Raw genomic sequence first — 16,468 nt, 5'->3', positions numbered from 1 at the left:
CTCTTCAGCCGTCGTCAGCCGACGGCGCCTTCCATCTGGAGCTCGATGAGGCGGTTGAGCTCCAGCGCGTACTCCATCGGAAGCTCCTTGGCGATCGGCTCGATGAAGCCACGCACGATCATCGCCATCGCCTCGTCCTCGGTGAGACCGCGGCTCATCAGGTAGAAGAGCTGGTCCTCGGAGACCTTGGAGACGGTCGCCTCGTGCCCCATCGCCACGTCGTCCTCGCGGATGTCGACGTAAGGGTAGGTGTCCGAGCGGGACACGGTGTCGACAAGGAGTGCGTCGCACTTGACGGTGCTCTTGGAGCTCGACGAACCCTCGAGGACCTGGACCAGGCCGCGGTACGAGGTCCGGCCGCCGCCCCGGGCGATCGACTTCGAGACGATCGTCGAGGAGGTGTGCGGCGCGGCGTGCACCATCTTGGCGCCGGAGTCCTGGTGCTGGCCCTCGCCGGCCATGGCGATCGAGAGGACCTCGCCCTTGGCGTACGGGCCGGTCATGTAGACGGCCGGGTACTTCATGGTCACCTTGGAGCCGATGTTGCCGTCGACCCACTCCATGGTCGCGCCCTCTTCGCAGGTGGCGCGCTTGGTGACCAGGTTGTACACGTTGTTCGACCAGTTCTGGATGGTCGTGTACCGCACCCGGGCGTTCTTCTTGACGACGATCTCGACGACCGCGGAGTGCAGCGAGTCGGACGAGTAGATCGGCGCGGTGCAGCCCTCGACGTAGTGCACGTACGAGCCCTCGTCGGCGATGATCAGCGTCCGCTCGAACTGGCCCATGTTCTCGGTGTTGATCCGGAAGTAGGCCTGCAGCGGGATGTCGACGTGCACGCCCTTCGGCACGTAGATGAAGGAGCCACCCGACCACACCGACGTGTTCAGCGCGGCGAACTTGTTGTCGCCGACCGGGATGACGGTGCCGAAGTACTCCTGGAAGAGCTCCGGGTGCTCCTTGAGCGCGGTGTCGGTGTCGAGGAACAGGACGCCCTGCTCCTCGAGGTCCTCGCGGATCGCGTGGTAGACGACCTCGGACTCGTACTGCGCGGCGACGCCGGCCACGAGGCGCTGCTTCTCGGCCTCGGGGATGCCGAGCTTGTCGTACGTGGCCTTGATGTCCTCAGGCAGCTCTTCCCAGCTCGCGGCCTGCTTCTCGGTCGAGCGCACGAAGTACTTGATGTTCTGGAAGTCGATGCCGGTGAGGTCGGCACCCCAGTTCGGCATGGGCTTGCGGTCGAACAGGCGCAGGCCCTTGAGCCGGAGGTTGAGCATCCACTCGGGCTCGTTCTTCTTCGCGGAGATGTCGCGCACCACGGCCTCGGACAGGCCACGCTGCGCCGCGGCGCCGGCGATGTCCGAGTCGGCCCAGCCGTACTCGTACTTGCCGAGGGCGGCGAGGTGCTCTTCCTGAGTAGCGATCTGGTCGGTCATGTATCTGTCCTAACCGTGGTGGTCAGCTCGGTCTTTTGTGCAGCGCGGGTCGGTGCCGGGATGTGCGTGGTGCACACCCCGTCGCCGTGCGCGATGGTTGCGAGGCGCTGCACGTGGGTGCCGATGAGGCGAGAAATGACCTCGGTCTCGGCGTCGCACAGCTGAGGGAACTCGGCAGCCACGTGGGCCACCGGGCAGGAGTGCTGGCACAACTGGCCGCCGGACGCGATCGTGGTCGCGTTGGCAGCGTAGCCCTCGGCGGTCAGCGCCTCGGCGAGCGCCTCGGCCCGGGCGATCGGGTCGTCGCCGGCCTCCCGCAGGGCCGCCCGGCAGCGCTCCTCGAGGGCGACGACCTGGGTCGCGGCGAACGCGGAGATCGCCTCGGCGCCGTGCTGATCGGCGATCCAGCGCAGCGCGGCCGTCGCAATACCGTCGTAGAAGTGCGGGTTGAGGTTTTCCCGGGCGGCGGTGGTGAGGGCGAAGGTCTTGGCCGGCCGTCCCCGCCCACGCGGGCGGGTGTTGCGGACCTCGCGGATCTCCACGAGGCGGTCGGCGAACATCGCGTCGAGGTGCTTGCGGATCGCCGCCGGGCTCAGCCCGAGCTCGGCGCCCAGCTCGGCCGCGGTGGCGGAACCGCGCTCCAGCAGCAGCTGAGCGACCCGGTCACGGGTACGCCCGTCCGCGGCGACGGCAGACGCCGACGCACCGCTTCCGAGCAGCACCTCGTTTTTCACTACGCCAACGTTACGTATTTCGTCACGAGCCCGCAAACCGACCCCCCGGTGATCTGTCACACCGCGTTCCGTGGGCACCGGTTCTTGCGCTCCACCGCCTGCGTACGATCCCAGAGGTGAGGTTTCTACCGCTGCGCCCCCTGGCCCTGGCGTCCCTGATCGCCAACATCGCGCTGATCGTCACCGGCGCGGCGGTCCGTCTCACGGGTTCCGGGCTCGGCTGCCCGACGTGGCCCAAATGCACCGACGCGTCCTACACGACCACGTCGGAGATGGGCGTCCACGGCGTCATCGAATTCGGCAACCGCATGCTCACGTTCGTGCTGGGCCTGCTGGCCGTCCTGTGCGTGCTGGCCGCGCTGCTGGAGAAGCCACGCCGCCGCTCGACGGTCCTGCTGAGCATCGCGGTCCTGGCCGGCATCCCCGGCCAGGGCGTAGTCGGCGGCATCACGGTCCTCACCGACCTCAACCCGTGGGTGGTCGGCCTGCACTTCCTGCTGTCGATCGCGCTGATCGCCCTGGCCTACTTCCTGTGGAAGCGCACCTTCGAGGGCGACGGCAAGCCGGTCGACCTGGTCCCCCGCCCCCTGCGCCACCTGGCCGCGATCCTGACCGCGACAAGCGTCGCCGTGATCGCCATGGGCGTGGTGGTCACGGGAAGCGGCCCCCACGCCGGCGACGAGGAGGCCAAGCGCAACGGCCTCGACCCGGCCACGGTCTCCCAGGCCCACGCGGACGTGGTCTTCCTGTTCATCGGCCTGACGATCGCCCTGATCTTCGCCCTGCGCGCGGTCAAGGCGCCCCGCGCGGCGAACCGGGCCGCCCTGACCCTGCTGGCCATCGTCCTGGGCCAGGGCGTCATCGGCTTCGTCCAGTACTTCACCCACCTACCGGTCATCCTGGTCGGCGCCCACATGCTCGGCGCCGGCCTGGTCTGGACCGGCACCCTGTCGGTGTGGTGGTCGCTGCGGTCCCGCCCCGCCCTGGAACGGGCCCCCACCACACCTCCGCCGGCCCCCGTCCCAGCCGACGCCGCCACCACCGGCACCGCCACTGGCACTGCCACCGGCACTGGCACTGCCACCGGCACTGCCACCGGCACCGCCACCGAGGAGCCGGTGCCAGCCCAGCGCTGACCCACCCTCCCCCGCAGCGCCGAGCCTCCTCCCGAGGCCGGCGCTGCTTCCTTTCTCGTCAATTCGGGCGAGCGCTTCGCGGTGCCGGTTTCAGCGGGACACACGAAACGTTCTGACCTGGACTTCTTCCGAAGCGCCTGTGGATAACCGCGTGTCGTCCACAGGAACAGCGTTCCGTTCTCCATTGATCGGCGCGCTCCGGCAGGCTTTCCCGCATGCCACACAGGAGCCCCACCAGTTCCACAGTTCACAGCCGAACAGTCCCACCTCGACCCGCGGCGCGACCCCCTCGACGCGGCCGATCACCGACCGGGACCATCCCGGCCTCGGCCACGACAGGCGCCGCCGGACGACTGCTGCGCACGATCGGCGCTCCCCCGGCCCGATCAACGCCGTGCACGCCCGCCGGCCCACGACACCAGAGGGGGTGGTGAGCCGGAAAGAAAGTCCGTCGAGAGCTGAGGCGGCCGCCTGTCTCCCGGGGCGGCCGCCGTCTAAACCACCACCCGCGCCCCGGCGCCTCCCTACGCCCCAGACCCGCAACGCCCGCTGCACACGGTCGGGCACTCGTCGCACGAACGCAGACCGCACGAGCACCCACAGCGCGAACCCACACAGCGGGCACACTCGGCACGGACCCAGACCGCACCAACACCCACAGCGCGAACACGTACCGCGCGCACAGGCGGCACAAACACAGACCGCACGAGCACCCGCAGCGCGAACACGCACCGCGGCACCCGCGGCAGGGACACCGACCGCACCGGCACCAGCACCAGCACCAGCACCAGCACCAGCACCAGCACCAGCACCAGCACCAGCAGTCTGGGCACACGCAGCGCGGACGCCCTCGGCCTACACGCGAGGTGGAGCCGACGCACAGCCGCGGACGCACGCACGATGTCCGACGCAGGGGCGCGGATGCGTGCAGCGCCGACGCACGTGTGGTCCCGGAGCGGCGCGGACGTTCGCACGATGTCCGACGCAGGGGCGCGGATGCGGGCAGCGCCGACGCATGTGTGATACCGGAGCGGCGTGGACGCATGGTTGGCGCCGACGGCACGGGCGAATTCGCCTCGCAGCCGGGGCCGACGCACGTAGCCCGGACATACTCGTGAGCCCAGGGCCGCAGACACCCGCTCAACGTCCGGCGTTCGCGGCGGAACGTACGCGCTGCGTCGGCAGATGCGGCCACCCGCGCCGCAAAGCCGGCTTGCCGTGCGTACGTACGGTGAGCAACGGCGCCGTGCAAGGCGCGGGCGCGGGCCCTGCAAGGCACGCACCCTGCAAGGCGCGCACCCTGCAAAGCGCGCACCCTGCAAAGCGCGCGCCCTGCAAAGCGCGCGCCCTGCAAAGCGCGCACCCTGCAAAACGCGCGCCCTATAAGGCCTCGTGCGCTACAAGACGCGGAGCGCTACAAGGCCGGGGGCTCTGCGAGCGGGACAGGAGGTCAGAGGCGGGCGAGGATGGCGTCGGCCAGGCGGGTGGCGGCGTCTGGGGACTCGGTGAGGAAGAGGGAAGGCTCGGTCAGTTCGAGCTCGACCAGCAAAGGCGCGCCGTCGGGGCCCGGGATCAGGTCGATGCGGGCGTAGAGCAGGCGCTTCGCGCCGCCGGGGATGTGGTCCAGGACGCGGGTGGCCACGTCCAGTTCGGCCTGCGTCGGGGTGCGCGGGGTGATCTGCTCGCTGCCGGGGTCGATGGTTCCCTCGTCGGGGCCGGTCAGCATGGCGCCCTTGCGGATGGAGTGGCTGAACCTCAGCTCGCCGCCGGCGTCGGGGGTGTAGATCAGCGCGCTCTCGCCGTCCGTGTCCACGGCGGCCAGGTAGGGCTGGATCATCGCGGTGCGGCCGGCCGCTCGCAGGCGGGTCACGTGGGCCTCGGCCAGGGTGCGCTGGTCCGGCAGGCTGTAGCGGCCGGTGTCCTGGCTGCCGGCGCTGATCGTGGGCTTCACGACCCACTCGCCGGTCTCGGGTGGCGTCCACGTGTCGCCGGGCTCGACGAACTCGGTGGGTGTGACCGGCAGGCCGGCCTGGGCGAGCTGGCCGAGGTAGCGCTTGTCGGTGTTCCACTCGATGATGTCGGCCGGGTTGAGCAGGCGGGGCACGCCGTGGGCCCAGGCCACGAACGCGGCGCGGCGCGGGACGTAGTCCCACGGTGACCGGATCACGGCCAGGTCGTAGGCGGCCCAGTCGGCGGCCGGGTCGTCCCAGCGGACGGCGTCGACCGCGGTGCCGCGTTCGCGGAGGGCGTCGCGCAGCGGGTGGTCGTCTTCCCACAGGTCGGGGAAGAGCTCACAAGTGACGAGAGCGACCCGGGAGGTCTCCCGGGCCGCTCGGTGAGTAGAGGAAGTCACGTGTTGTTTCTACCGGGCCATGCTCCGGCGCGACATCGACCGCCAAAGGTCGTTGCTGGGGCGCATCTGCTCCATGAGCTCGCGCTCCCACTCGTTCTCCACCTCGACGCCGGCGCTCTCACACGCCTTGCGGGCGACGTTCGTGTCGTCGGCGAACTGGTCGGACCACTCGCCGTCCTGGCCGACGAGGACAATGCGGGCACCACGCTTGCCGACGTACTCGATGACCGCCTTGGCGCCACCGTGGCCGGCGGCGAAGGATTTGATCCCCGCGGTCAGTGTCGTATCGGAACCTTGAGCCATGACGGGCAGCGTAAGCAGTGTTTCTGGGAGAGCAAGCACTCCCGGCCGGGTTTTGTGAGGCGAATTACCTGCGGGTTTAACTGTTGGACACATTGCTATCGACCAATTCGCCCGTTTTGAACCCATCAACGGGTTTCCATCTTATGAGTGACCGGCCGTAACCGAAAACCGGGTCATTTCGGGCGCGTTGTGCGACGGGTGTGACGCTCCGGTAGTGCTGAGGCCTCCGGGAAACGGCGCGGGCGGGCGCCTGCGGCCGATAACCGCCGAACGCCCGCCCGTGACGAGAACGAGATCGAAGCTTAAAGATCAGACAAGGGCGTCGACCGCGACCGCGATGAACAGGATCGTCAGGTACGTGATCGACCAGTGGAACAGCCGCATCGGCTTGGCCGGTTGCCCGGCGCGGGTCCGCTTCACCAACAGGAGCGCCTCGGCCAGGAAGGCCACGCCGGTCGCGATCGCGGTGAGCCCGTAGATCAGGCCCAGGCCCAGCGGCCAGGCCGCCAGCGAGGCGGCCACGGTGAGCACCGTGTAGAGGACGATCTCGAAGTTCACCCGAGCCACGGACCGCACCACCGGCAACATCGGAACGCCGGCCCGCGCGTAGTCGTCCTTGTACTTGATGGCCAGCGCGTAGAAGTGCGGCATCTGCCAAAAGAAGACAATGGCGAAAAGCGCCCACCCGACGGCGCCCACATCGCCGGTGACGGCGGCCCAGCCGATGATCACCGGGGCCGATCCGCAGATGCCGCCCCAGAAGGTGCTGGCGACCGTGCGCCGCTTGAGCCACAACGTGTAGATGACGTCGTAGTAGAAAATCGCGCCCGCGGTCAGAGCCGTGGCCAGCCAGTTGGTGAAAACGGCCATCAGGGCGACGGAAATCACGGCCAGGGTCAGACCAAAGATCAATACCGATCTCGGAGTGACGCTGTTGGCCGGCAGCGGGCGCCGCTTGGTCCGCCGCATCACCTGGTCGATGTCGCGGTCGATGTAGCAGTTCAGGGCGCTCGCGGCACCGCCCGCCATCGCCCCGCCGATCAGCACCACGGCGAGTGTGCCCAGGTCAGGCCACCCTCCAGCGGCGACGATCATGGCCGGGATCGTGGTCACCAGAAGCAACTCGACGATCTGCGGCTTGGTCAGCGCCAGGTAGGCGCGGAACAAGGCGATGGGATCACGACGCGTCGCCTCGGCGGTGCTCTCGCGACTGCCAAGCTCCCGTTCAGGAACGGGACGCTCGGTGATCATGCTCACGGACTGCCACCTTCCGGCATCGGCACTAGCCAACTCACGACCGTTGCCGGCAGCAGCCGGCGGCACGCTCGGACAGCCTACGCTCAGCCATCTCCGCTGCTCTGACGACCCTTGCCGGGTGCATGGCGTCACACAGGACGTGTCCGCTCTCAGCGTATGGGCCTCAGCCGTTCCCCGGGCGCGGGTTTAACCCAAGTGGATAGGGTCAAGCTCAAAAGGGATTCCCAAAATCATGCCCGAGGAGCACAACCGACGTGGCTGCCACAGATCCTGCTCTCAATTGGTCCGACCTTGACCGCAAAGCGGTGGACACTGTCCGGGTGCTGGCCATGGATGCCGTCGAGAAATCCGGCAACGGCCATCCCGGTACCGCGATGAGCCTCGCGCCGGCCGCATACCTGCTGTTCAACCGGGTCATGCGCCATGACCCCACCGATCCGCTCTGGGCCGGACGCGACCGCTTCGTGCTCTCCTGTGGGCACTCCAGTCTCACCCTCTACATTCAGCTCTACCTCAACGGCTTCGGTCTGGGCATCGACGACCTGGCCTCGCTGCGCCAGTGGGACTCGCTGACCCCCGGTCACCCCGAGTACGGGCACACCCCGGGCGTCGAGGTCACCACCGGCCCGCTCGGCCAGGGCATCGGCAACGCGGTGGGCATGGCGATGGCCGCCCGCCGCGAGCGCGGCCTGTTCGACCCCGAGACGCCCGCCGGTGACTCTCCGTTCGACCACAATGTGTACGTACTGTGCTCGGACGGCGACATCGAAGAGGGCGTCAGCCACGAGTCGAGCGCCATCGCCGGCGTGCAGAAGCTCGGCAACCTCACGGTGATCTACGACGACAACGAGATCTCCATCGAGGACGACACCCGCATCGCCAAGAACGAGGATGTCGGCGCCCGCTACGCCGCGTACGGCTGGCACGTGCAGCACGTCGACTGGCGCAAGGGCGACCCGTCGAAGGGTAGCGAGTACCACGAGGACGTCGAGGCGCTGCACAAGGCGATCCTCGAGGCCCAGAAGGTCACCGACAAGCCCTCCTTCATCGTGCTGCGCACGATCATCGGCTGGCCCGCGCCGAACAAGCAGAACACCGGCAAGATCCACGGCTCCGCGCTGGGCGCCGACGAGGTCGCCGCCACCAAGGAGATCCTCGGCTTCGACAAGAACGAGACGTTCGCGGTCGCCGAGGACGTGCTCGCGCACGCACGTCGGGTCGTCGAGCGGGGCCAGGCGGCGCACGCCGAGTGGAACACCAAGTTCGAGGCGTGGGCCAAGTCCAACCCCGAGGGCAAGGCGCTGTTCGACCGGCTCTCCGCGCACACCCTGCCCGAGGGCTGGGAGAAGGCGCTGCCCGAGTTCCCGGCCGACGCCAAGGGCCTGGCCACCCGCGCCGCCTCGCAGCAGGTGCTCAACGCCCTGGCTCCGGTGCTGCCCGAGCTCTGGGGCGGGTCGGCCGACCTCGCCGAGAGCAACAACACCACGATGAAGGGCGAGCCGTCCTTCATCCCGTCGGAGTACGCGACGAAGGCCTTCCCCGGTAACGAGTACGGCCGCACGCTGCACTTCGGCATCCGCGAGCACGGCATGGGCTCGGTCCTCAACGGCATCACCGCCCACGGCCGCACCCGCCCGTACGGCGGAACCTTCCTGGTCTTCAGCGACTACATGCGAGGCGCCGTCCGGCTCTCGGCGCTGATGAAGCTCCCGGTCATCTACGTGTGGACGCACGACTCGATCGGTCTCGGCGAGGACGGCCCGACCCACCAGCCGATCGAGACGCTGTCGGCGCTGCGCGCGATCGTCGGCCTCGACATCGTCCGCCCGGCCGACGCCAACGAGACGGCGTACGCCTGGCGCGGCGCCATCGAGCACAATGACCGGCCGACCGGCCTGGCCCTGTCCCGCCAGAACCTGCCGACCATCGACCGTACGAAGTACGCGTCGGCCGAGGGCACGCTCAAGGGCGGCTACATCCTGTCCGAGGCGACCGGCGGCGAGCCCAAGGTGATCCTCATCGGCACCGGCTCCGAGGTGTCGATCTGCCTGGCCGCGCAGGAGCGGCTCGAGGCCGAGGGCACCCCGACCCGGGTGGTATCGATGCCGTGCCTCGAGTGGTTCTACGAGCAGGACACGGCGTACCAGCAGCAGGTGCTGCCGCGTCGCGTCAAGGCCCGGGTGACGGTGGAAGCCGGCATCCGGCAGAGCTGGGACCGGATCCTGGGCGAGGCGGGCGAGCCCGTGAGCATCGAGCACTACGGTGCGAGCGCCCCCGCCAAGATCCTCTTCGAGCAGTTCGGGTTCACCGCGGACAACGTGGTGGCCAAGGCCAACGCCGCCCTGGCCAAGGTCGGCGAGATCACCGGTCACACGACCGGTAACTGAGGAGAAGTAGTTATGACCGACAGGCTGGCAGAGCTCAGCGCCCAGGGCGTGGCGGTGTGGCTCGACGACCTCTCCCGTCCCCGGTTGACCACCGGCTCGCTGAAGAAGTTGCTCGACGAGCAGCACGTGGTCGGCGTGACCACGAACCCGAGCATCTTCCAGAAGGCGCTCTCGGACGCGGACGCGTACGACGCGCAGCTGAAGGACCTGGCCGCGCAGCGGGTCACCGTCGAGGAGGCCGTACGCCTCATGACGGCCCGCGACGTGCGTGACGCGTGCGACGTGGAGCGCCCGGCGTACGACGCCTCCAACGGGCTCGACGGCCGCGTGTCCATCGAGGTCGACCCGCGCAAGGCGCACGAGACCGAGAGCACCGTGGCCGAGGCCAAGACCCTGTGGTGGCTGGTCGACCGCGAGAACCTCTTCATCAAGATCCCGGCGACCCTCGAGGGCCTGCCGGCGATCACCGCCACGCTCGCCGAGGGCATCAGCGTCAACGTGACCCTGATCTTCTCGCTCGAGCGCTACCGCGCGGTGATGGAGGCGTTCCTGGCCGGCGTCGAGCAGGCCAAGGCGAACGGGCACGACCTCAGCAAGATCGGCTCGGTGGCGTCGTTCTTCGTCTCCCGCGTGGACTCCGAGGTCGACAAGCGCCTCGACAAGATCGGCAGCGACGAGGCCAAGGCCCTCAAGGGCAAGGCCGCCATCGCCAACGCCCAGCTCGCGTACGAGGCGTACGAGGAGATCTTCGGCGGTGAGCGCTGGAAGGCGCTCGCGGCCGCCGGCGCCCAGCCGCAGCGTCCGCTGTGGGCGTCGACGTCGACGAAGAACCCCGAGTACAAGGACACCATCTACGTCGAGGAGCTGATCGCGCCCGGCACGGTGAACACCATGCCGGAGTCCGTGATCAAGGCCTACGCCGACCACGGCGAGACCCGCGGCAACACGATCTCGGGTCAGTACGACGCCGCCCGCAAGGTCTTCGCCGACCTCAAGGCCGTCGGCGTCGACTTCGACGACGTGGTCAAGGTCCTCGAGACCGAGGGCGTCGACAAGTTCGAGCAGAGCTGGAAGGAGCTGCTCGAGGGCGTCGACAAGTCGCTGAAGGCGGCCGCCTCCGGCTCGAAGAGCCCGAGCGACGCAGCCTGATCGATGAGGGGGTCCACCGCACGCGGTGGGCCCCCTCACCTCGTACCTGCTAAGACACCTGCACGACACCGAAAACTGGCAGGATGGATCACGTGGGCAATCCGCTGCGTACCGCACAGGACCGCAGGCTTCCCCGGATCCCGGAGCCCTGTGCTCTGGTGATCTTCGGAGTCACCGGTGACCTGTCTAGAAAGAAGCTCATCCCGGCCGTCTACGACCTGGCCAACCGAGGCCTGCTGCCGCCCGGTTTCGTGGTTCTGGGCTTCGCCCGCCGCGACTGGGGCGACGGCGACTTCGAGTCCCTGGCGTACGAGGCGGCGAAAAAGGGCGCCCGTACCCCGTGGCGCGAGGACGTCTGGCAGCGGCTGGCCAGCCAGTTCCAGTTCGTGCCGGGCTCGTTCGACGACGACGCCGCGTTCGACAACCTCGCCGAGACCCTCGACGACCTGCGCGAGCGCAACGGCATCCCGGGTAACGCCGCCTTCTACTTCTCGATCCCCCCGGCCGCGTTCCCGCTGGTGCTCAACCAGCTGGCCCGTACCGGCATGGCCGACAACGCCAAGTCCGGCGGATGGCGCCGGGTCGTGGTGGAGAAGCCGTTCGGCAGCGACCTGCAGAGCGCCATCGCGCTCAACCAGCTGGTCGACGAGGTCTTCACGCCGGGCGACGTGTACCGCATCGACCACTACCTCGGCAAGGAGACGGTCCAGAACATCCTGGCCCTCCGCTTCGCCAACAGCCTGTTCGAGCCGGTGTGGAACTCCAAGTACGTCGACTCGGTGCAGATCACGATGGCCGAGGACGTCGGCATCGGCACCCGCGCCGCGTTCTACGACGCCTCCGGCGCCGCCCGCGACGTGCTCCAGAACCACCTGCTCCAGCTGATGGCGCTGGTGGGCATGGAGGAACCGACCAGCTTCGACCCGCGCGACGTCAGCGCCGAGAAGCTGAAGTTCCTCAAGGCGATCAGCCTGCCGAAAGACATCTCCAAGGGTTCCGTACGCGGTCAGTACCTGCCGGGCTGGGTCGCCGGTGAACGGGCGGTCGGGTACTTGGAGGAGAAGAACATCCCGGCCAACTCGACGACCGAGACCTACGCGGCGGTACGGCTGGGCGTGCAGAACCGGCGCTGGGCCGAGGTTCCTTTCTACGTACGGGTCGGCAAGCGGATGCCGCGCCGGGTGACCGAGATCGCGATCCTGTTCAAGCGCGCCCCGCACCTGCCGTTCGACCCGGCCGACGTCGAGATGCTCGGCAACAACCAGCTGGTCATCCGCGTGCAGCCGGACGAGGGCGTGGTCCTCAAGTTCGGCTCCAAGGTGCCGGGCACCACGATGGAGGTCCGCGACATCGCGATGGACTTCCAGTACGGCGAGGCGTTCACCGAGTCCAGCCCCGAGGCGTACGAGCGCCTGGTCCTGGACGTGCTGGTCGGCGACCGGACCCTGTTCCCGGACGCCGCCGAGATCGAGCAGAGCTGGCAGGTCATCGACCCGCTGGAGGCCGCCTGGAAGGGCACGAAGCCGGAGCCGTACCGGGCCGGCGAGTGGGGCCCGCGGGCGTCCGACGAGATGCTGGCCCGCGAGGGCCGCGCGTGGAGGCGAGCATGATCGGGCTGTGGGACACCACCGGCAACGAGGTGGTGAAAGCGCTCGCCGCCGAGCGGCGCAGCGCCGGCGGTGTGGCGTCGGGCCTGGCCCTGACGCTGGTCGCCGTCGTCGAGGAGAAGAAGGTCCGCGAGGCCGAGGCCGCGGCCACGATCGCCGCCGCCGCGCACCCGTGCCGGCTGCTCATCGTGGTCCGCTCCGACCTGGAGGGTCGTAGCCGGCTGGACGCCGAGATCGTCGTGGGCGGGCGTCTCGGCCCGGCCGAGGCGGTCGTGATGCGGATGTACGGCCGTCTCGCGCTGCACGCCGAGTCGGTGGTCATGCCGCTGCTCGCGCCGGACGTCCCGGTGGTCACCTGGTGGCACCAGGAGCCGCCGGACACGATCGCCAACGACTTCCTCGGTGTGGTGGCCGACCGCCGGATCACCGACTGCGCCCAGGCGGCCGACCCGGTGGCCGCGCTGCGGCAGCGGGCGATCGACTACGCGCCCGGCGACACCGACCTGACCTGGACCCGCATCACCCTGTGGCGGACCCTGGTCGCGGGCGCGTTCGACACCACCGAGGCGCGGGTGGTCGGCGCGACCATCACCGCCCCGGAATCCGACCCGACGGCCGCGCTCATGCGGGGCTGGCTGCAGGCTCGCCTGGGCATCCACCCGGCGCTGCAGCACACCGACCGCTCCCCGCGGATGCACTCGGTGAGCCTGCAGTGCGAGAACGGCGACACGGTGACGGTGACCCGCGAGGAGAACACCGCGCTGTTCAGCCGGACCGGCCAGGAGGACCGCTACATGCCGCTGCCGAAGCGGCCGGTCGGCGACGAGCTGGCCGAGGAACTGCGCCGCCTGGACGCCGACCAGATCTACGCCGACGCGCTGGGCGCGATGGCCGGCGTGTCCGGCCTCGACCACAAGCCGCCGATGCGCGTGCACGTCTGGAAGGACCCGGCCCTGGCCGCCAAGGCGGAGTCCGAGGCCGGCGCGATGGCGGGCCCCGGCGGCTCGGCCGCGTAGTTTTCCCATTCGAGTGGGCCGCCTCCGTTCCCGGAAGGCGGCCCACGGCCTTTGACAGGAGTGACAGTGAGCAAGACCTTGGTCGTGGTGGTACCCGACGCCGACATCCTCGCGGCGACGGTGGCGTCCCGGCTCGTCGCCAAGATCGTGGACGCGCAGGCCGAGCGCGGTACGGCGAGCGTGGTGCTGACCGGTGGCCGGATCGCCGGCAAGGTGCTGCACACCCTGAAGGACCTGCCGGCCGCCGCCGCCATCGACTGGTCGCACGTGGACCTGTGGTGGGGTGACGAGCGTTTCCTGCCCGCGGGCGACCCCGACCGCAATGAGACCCAGGCCCGGGCCGCCCTGCTCGACGCGCTGCCGCTCGACCCGGCCCGGGTGCACGCCATGCCCGCCTCGGACGGTCCGGACGGCGACGACGCCGAGGCGGCGGCCGCCCGGTACGCGGGTGAGCTGCGCCTGGGCGGCGCCGACGTGCCGCCGATCGACGTGCTGATGCTCGGCGTGGGCGAGGACGGCCATGTGGCCTCGCTCTTCCCCGAGCACCCGGTGCTGAACGAGACCGGCACGACAGCGGCCGTACACAACAGCCCGAAGCCGCCGCCGACCCGGATCACCCTGACCATGCCGACGATCCAGAGCGCCGACGAGGTGTGGCTGATCGCCGCCGGGCCGGACAAGACCGAGTCGGTGGGCAAGGCGCTCAACGGCGACAAGCTGCTGCCGGCCGCGCACGCCACCGGCGTCTCGAGGACGTACTGGCTGCTCGACAAGGCCGCCGCGGCGAACGTGGCCGCCAAGAACTGAAAGATTGCCCGAAGGTGCGGCGCCGAGGGCAATCGGCGCCCACCTCGAGGCGTGAGCCAGGCCACGCGGTGGGTGAACCCTAGACTGCGGATCGTGCAGCCACACATCCGCGCCTACCGGCCCAGCGACCTCGACTCCGTCTACGACATCTGCGTCCGCACGGCCGACGCCGGTGGCGACGCCCGCGGGCAGAACAGCTCCGACCGGCTGGTCGGTGACATCTTCGCCGCGCCGTACGTCGTGCTGGAGCCGGAGCGGGCGTCCGTGCTGGACGACGGTGAGGGCACGGCGGTCGGGTACGTGCTGGGCACGAAGGACACCGCCGATTTCGTCAAGCGGTACCGCGAGGAGTGGCTGCCGGCGACCGAGGGCCGCTACGGCGACGATCCCCGCGACCAGACGTGGCTGAGCCTGCACCACAACCCGGAGCGCATGATCATTCCGGAGCTGGCCGATTACCCCGCCCACCTGCACATCGACCTGTTGCCGGAGTGGCAGGGCAAGGGTTTCGGCCGCGGTCTGATGGCGGCCTTCCTCGACGGTCTGCGTGCGGCCGGCGTGGACCGGGTGCATCTGGGGATGAACCCGGCCAACACCGGGGCGCGCGTCTTCTACGACCGGCTGGGCTTCACCGAGATCACGGTGCCCGGCGCCGAGAACGTGACCTACATGGGCCGTACGACGTCCTAGTTCCGGACGGGTCAGTCCCGGCCGCGGCGCTGGCGCACCTTGGCCAGCGCCTCTTCCAGGATCTTGGCGCCGTCCTCGTCGGAACGGCGCTCCTTGACGTACGCCAGATGCGATTTGTACGGCTCGGAGCGCAGCCGCCCGGGCGGGTTCTTCCCGTCCAGGCCGGCCGGCTGGCCGCAGCGCGGGCAGTCCCACGTCTCGGGCGGGGACGCCTCAGCGGCGAACAGGATGTCGCTGACGTGCCCGGCGGCGCAGAAGTAGGTCACCTCCCGGCGCGGTGCGGGCTCGGTGCGCTCGTCGGGGCGCATCGGGGACGAGCCGATTCGGCTGCCGCGGATGGCGCTGCCACTGGACACGACGTCACTCCTGACTCGGTGCGTGGACAAACCAAAACAAACGCCGCGCGCCCGGCAGAACCGGACGCGCGGCAGATTCTACGACTATCACGCTCCGTCAGGAAGCGTGGCTGGCCTTCTAACTGCCGGGCAGCGCCAGGCGCAGCCAGAGACCCATCCCGACGATGGCGGCAAACCAGATGACACCGACGAGCACGGTGTAGCGGTCGAGGTTCTTCTCCGCCACTGACGAACCCGCCAGGCTGGAGGTCACCCCGCCACCGAACATGCTCGACATGCCGCCGCCCTTGCCGCGGTGCAGCAGGATGAGCAGGGTCAGCAGAATGCTGGTGAGCACCAGCAACACGATCATCGTGTACGCGAACCACATCGGCATGGTCGGTTCGATTCCTCTCGAAGGGCACAGCAGCGGTCCAACAATAGCGTGTGCCCGGACACCTGAGGCGCCCGGGCACACGAGGAACTTCTCAGCGGGCTACGTGCTCCCGAAAGCGGGCGATCGACGCGAACTCCTCCGCGTCGAGGCTCGCGCCGCCGACCAGGGCACCGTCCACGTCCGGCTGGGCCATGATGGCCGCGATGTTCGCCGCCTTCACCGAGCCGCCGTACAGGATCCGGACCGCGTTGCCGACCTCTTCGCCGTACTTCTCGACGAGCCGCACCCGCAGGGCGCCGCAGACCTCCTGCGCGTCCTCCGGCGTCGCGGTCTTGCCGGTACCGATCGCCCAGACCGGCTCGTACGCGATGACGATCTGCTTGACCTGCTCCGGCTTGAGCCCGGCCAGGCCGGCGTCGAGCTGGTCGACGCAGTGCGGGCAGTGCCCGCCGGCCTCGCGGATGTTCAGGCCCTCGCCCACGCAGAGGATCGGCGTCAGGCCGCTCGCGAAGGCCGCCTTCACCTTCGCGTTGACGATGTCGTCGCCCTCGTTGTGGTACTCACGCCGCTCGGAGTGGCCGGCCAGCACGTACGTACAGCCGAGCTTCTCCAGCATCGAACCGGCGATCTCGCCGGTGTAGGCGCCGGACTTGTGCTGCGAGATGTCCTGCGCGCCGTACTCGATGAGCAGCTTGTCGCCGTCCACCGCGGTCTGCACGGTGCGCAGATCGGTGAACGGCGGCAGCACGGCCACCTCGACATCGGTGAGCTGCTGCTCGGACAGGCTCGCGGCCAGCTTCTGCACCAGCAGATTCGCCTCGAAGTGGTTGAGGTTCATCTTCCAGTTGCCGGCCATCAGCG

The 16,468-nt window shown here is 69.3% G+C and carries 15 protein-coding genes; 7 read left to right on the top strand and 8 right to left on the bottom strand.

Features of this window, described 5'->3' with window-relative positions; genetic code table 11:
• Nucleotides 1-14 precede the first annotated feature (14 nt).
• Together sufB and AB0C26_RS41445 are read right to left on the bottom strand one after the other, a co-directional pair.
• Complete coding sequence (gene sufB / locus AB0C26_RS41450) at nucleotides 15-1,436, bottom strand: Fe-S cluster assembly protein SufB (protein WP_360259405.1); 1,422 nt, start codon at nucleotides 1,434-1,436, stop codon at nucleotides 15-17.
• Nucleotides 1,433-2,170 carry an ArsR family transcriptional regulator gene (locus AB0C26_RS41445; protein WP_360259403.1) on the bottom strand — a complete coding sequence of 246 codons (738 nt, stop codon included), beginning with the start codon at nucleotides 2,168-2,170 and terminating at the stop codon, nucleotides 1,433-1,435. Before AB0C26_RS41445 ends, sufB begins: the two co-directional genes overlap by 4 nt.
• Before the next feature lie 116 nt (nucleotides 2,171-2,286).
• On the opposite strand from AB0C26_RS41445, the gene AB0C26_RS41440 reads away from it, so the two are divergent.
• On the top strand, nucleotides 2,287-3,306 hold the full coding sequence (locus AB0C26_RS41440) for a COX15/CtaA family protein (RefSeq protein ID WP_360259401.1): 1,020 nt from the start codon (nucleotides 2,287-2,289) through the stop codon (nucleotides 3,304-3,306).
• Nucleotides 3,307-4,756: 1,450 nt separating this feature from the next.
• Here the strand turns inward: AB0C26_RS41440 and AB0C26_RS41435 are convergent.
• From AB0C26_RS41435 to AB0C26_RS41425, 3 genes are all read right to left on the bottom strand, one after another.
• Nucleotides 4,757-5,659 (bottom strand): hypothetical protein, encoded by a 903-nt coding sequence (locus AB0C26_RS41435; RefSeq protein WP_360259399.1) that lies wholly within the window; start codon nucleotides 5,657-5,659, stop codon nucleotides 4,757-4,759.
• Between the two features lie 9 nt (nucleotides 5,660-5,668).
• Nucleotides 5,669-5,962 (bottom strand): hypothetical protein, encoded by a 294-nt coding sequence (locus tag AB0C26_RS41430; RefSeq protein WP_203768207.1) that lies wholly within the window; start codon nucleotides 5,960-5,962, stop codon nucleotides 5,669-5,671.
• A gap of 309 nt (nucleotides 5,963-6,271) precedes the next feature.
• Nucleotides 6,272-7,213: a heme o synthase gene (locus AB0C26_RS41425; RefSeq protein WP_360259522.1), complete on the bottom strand. Its 942-nt coding sequence runs from the start codon at nucleotides 7,211-7,213 to the stop codon at nucleotides 6,272-6,274.
• Nucleotides 7,214-7,473: 260 nt separating this feature from the next.
• Here AB0C26_RS41425 and tkt point away from each other — a divergent pair, with 260 nt between their 5' ends.
• The 6 genes from tkt (at nucleotide 7,474) to AB0C26_RS41395 (ending at nucleotide 14,875) form a co-directional block, all read left to right on the top strand.
• Nucleotides 7,474-9,606 (top strand): transketolase, encoded by a 2,133-nt coding sequence (tkt, locus tag AB0C26_RS41420; RefSeq protein ID WP_360259396.1) that lies wholly within the window; start codon nucleotides 7,474-7,476, stop codon nucleotides 9,604-9,606.
• A gap of 12 nt (nucleotides 9,607-9,618) precedes the next feature.
• Complete coding sequence (tal, locus tag AB0C26_RS41415; protein WP_360259394.1) at nucleotides 9,619-10,755, top strand: transaldolase; 1,137 nt, start codon at nucleotides 9,619-9,621, stop codon at nucleotides 10,753-10,755.
• A gap of 92 nt (nucleotides 10,756-10,847) precedes the next feature.
• The gene (gene zwf / locus AB0C26_RS41410) at nucleotides 10,848-12,365 is read left to right on the top strand and encodes a glucose-6-phosphate dehydrogenase (RefSeq protein ID WP_360259519.1); all 1,518 of its coding nucleotides are present in this window, start codon (nucleotides 10,848-10,850) and stop codon (nucleotides 12,363-12,365) included.
• Entirely contained in the window at nucleotides 12,362-13,378 is a 1,017-nt protein-coding gene (locus AB0C26_RS41405; RefSeq protein WP_360259393.1) for a glucose-6-phosphate dehydrogenase assembly protein OpcA, read from the top strand. Before zwf ends, AB0C26_RS41405 begins: the two co-directional genes overlap by 4 nt.
• Before the next feature lie 66 nt (nucleotides 13,379-13,444).
• On the top strand, nucleotides 13,445-14,185 hold the full coding sequence (pgl, locus tag AB0C26_RS41400; RefSeq protein ID WP_360259391.1) for a 6-phosphogluconolactonase: 741 nt from the start codon (nucleotides 13,445-13,447) through the stop codon (nucleotides 14,183-14,185).
• A gap of 93 nt (nucleotides 14,186-14,278) precedes the next feature.
• Entirely contained in the window at nucleotides 14,279-14,875 is a 597-nt protein-coding gene (locus AB0C26_RS41395) for a GNAT family N-acetyltransferase (protein WP_360259389.1), read from the top strand.
• 11 nt (nucleotides 14,876-14,886) lie between these two features.
• Here the strand turns inward: AB0C26_RS41395 and AB0C26_RS41390 are convergent, their stop codons facing one another.
• From AB0C26_RS41390 to tpiA, 3 genes are all read right to left on the bottom strand, one after another.
• Nucleotides 14,887-15,231 (bottom strand): RNA polymerase-binding protein RbpA, encoded by a 345-nt coding sequence (locus AB0C26_RS41390; protein WP_360259386.1) that lies wholly within the window; start codon nucleotides 15,229-15,231, stop codon nucleotides 14,887-14,889.
• A gap of 118 nt (nucleotides 15,232-15,349) precedes the next feature.
• Nucleotides 15,350-15,607, bottom strand: a complete 258-nt coding sequence (gene secG / locus AB0C26_RS41385) for a preprotein translocase subunit SecG (RefSeq protein ID WP_360259383.1) — start codon at nucleotides 15,605-15,607, stop codon at nucleotides 15,350-15,352.
• A 91-nt stretch (nucleotides 15,608-15,698) separates the two neighbouring features.
• Complete coding sequence (gene tpiA / locus AB0C26_RS41380; RefSeq protein ID WP_360259517.1) at nucleotides 15,699-16,463, bottom strand: triose-phosphate isomerase; 765 nt, start codon at nucleotides 16,461-16,463, stop codon at nucleotides 15,699-15,701.
• Nucleotides 16,464-16,468: the final 5 nt, after the last annotated feature.

Source organism: Actinoplanes sp. NPDC048796 (assembly GCF_040650035.1).
Classification (GTDB): Bacteria; Actinomycetota; Actinomycetes; order Mycobacteriales; family Micromonosporaceae; genus Actinoplanes.
The sequence above is the reverse complement of the archived record's forward strand: the minus strand, read 5'-3'. Positions and strand labels throughout refer to the sequence as shown.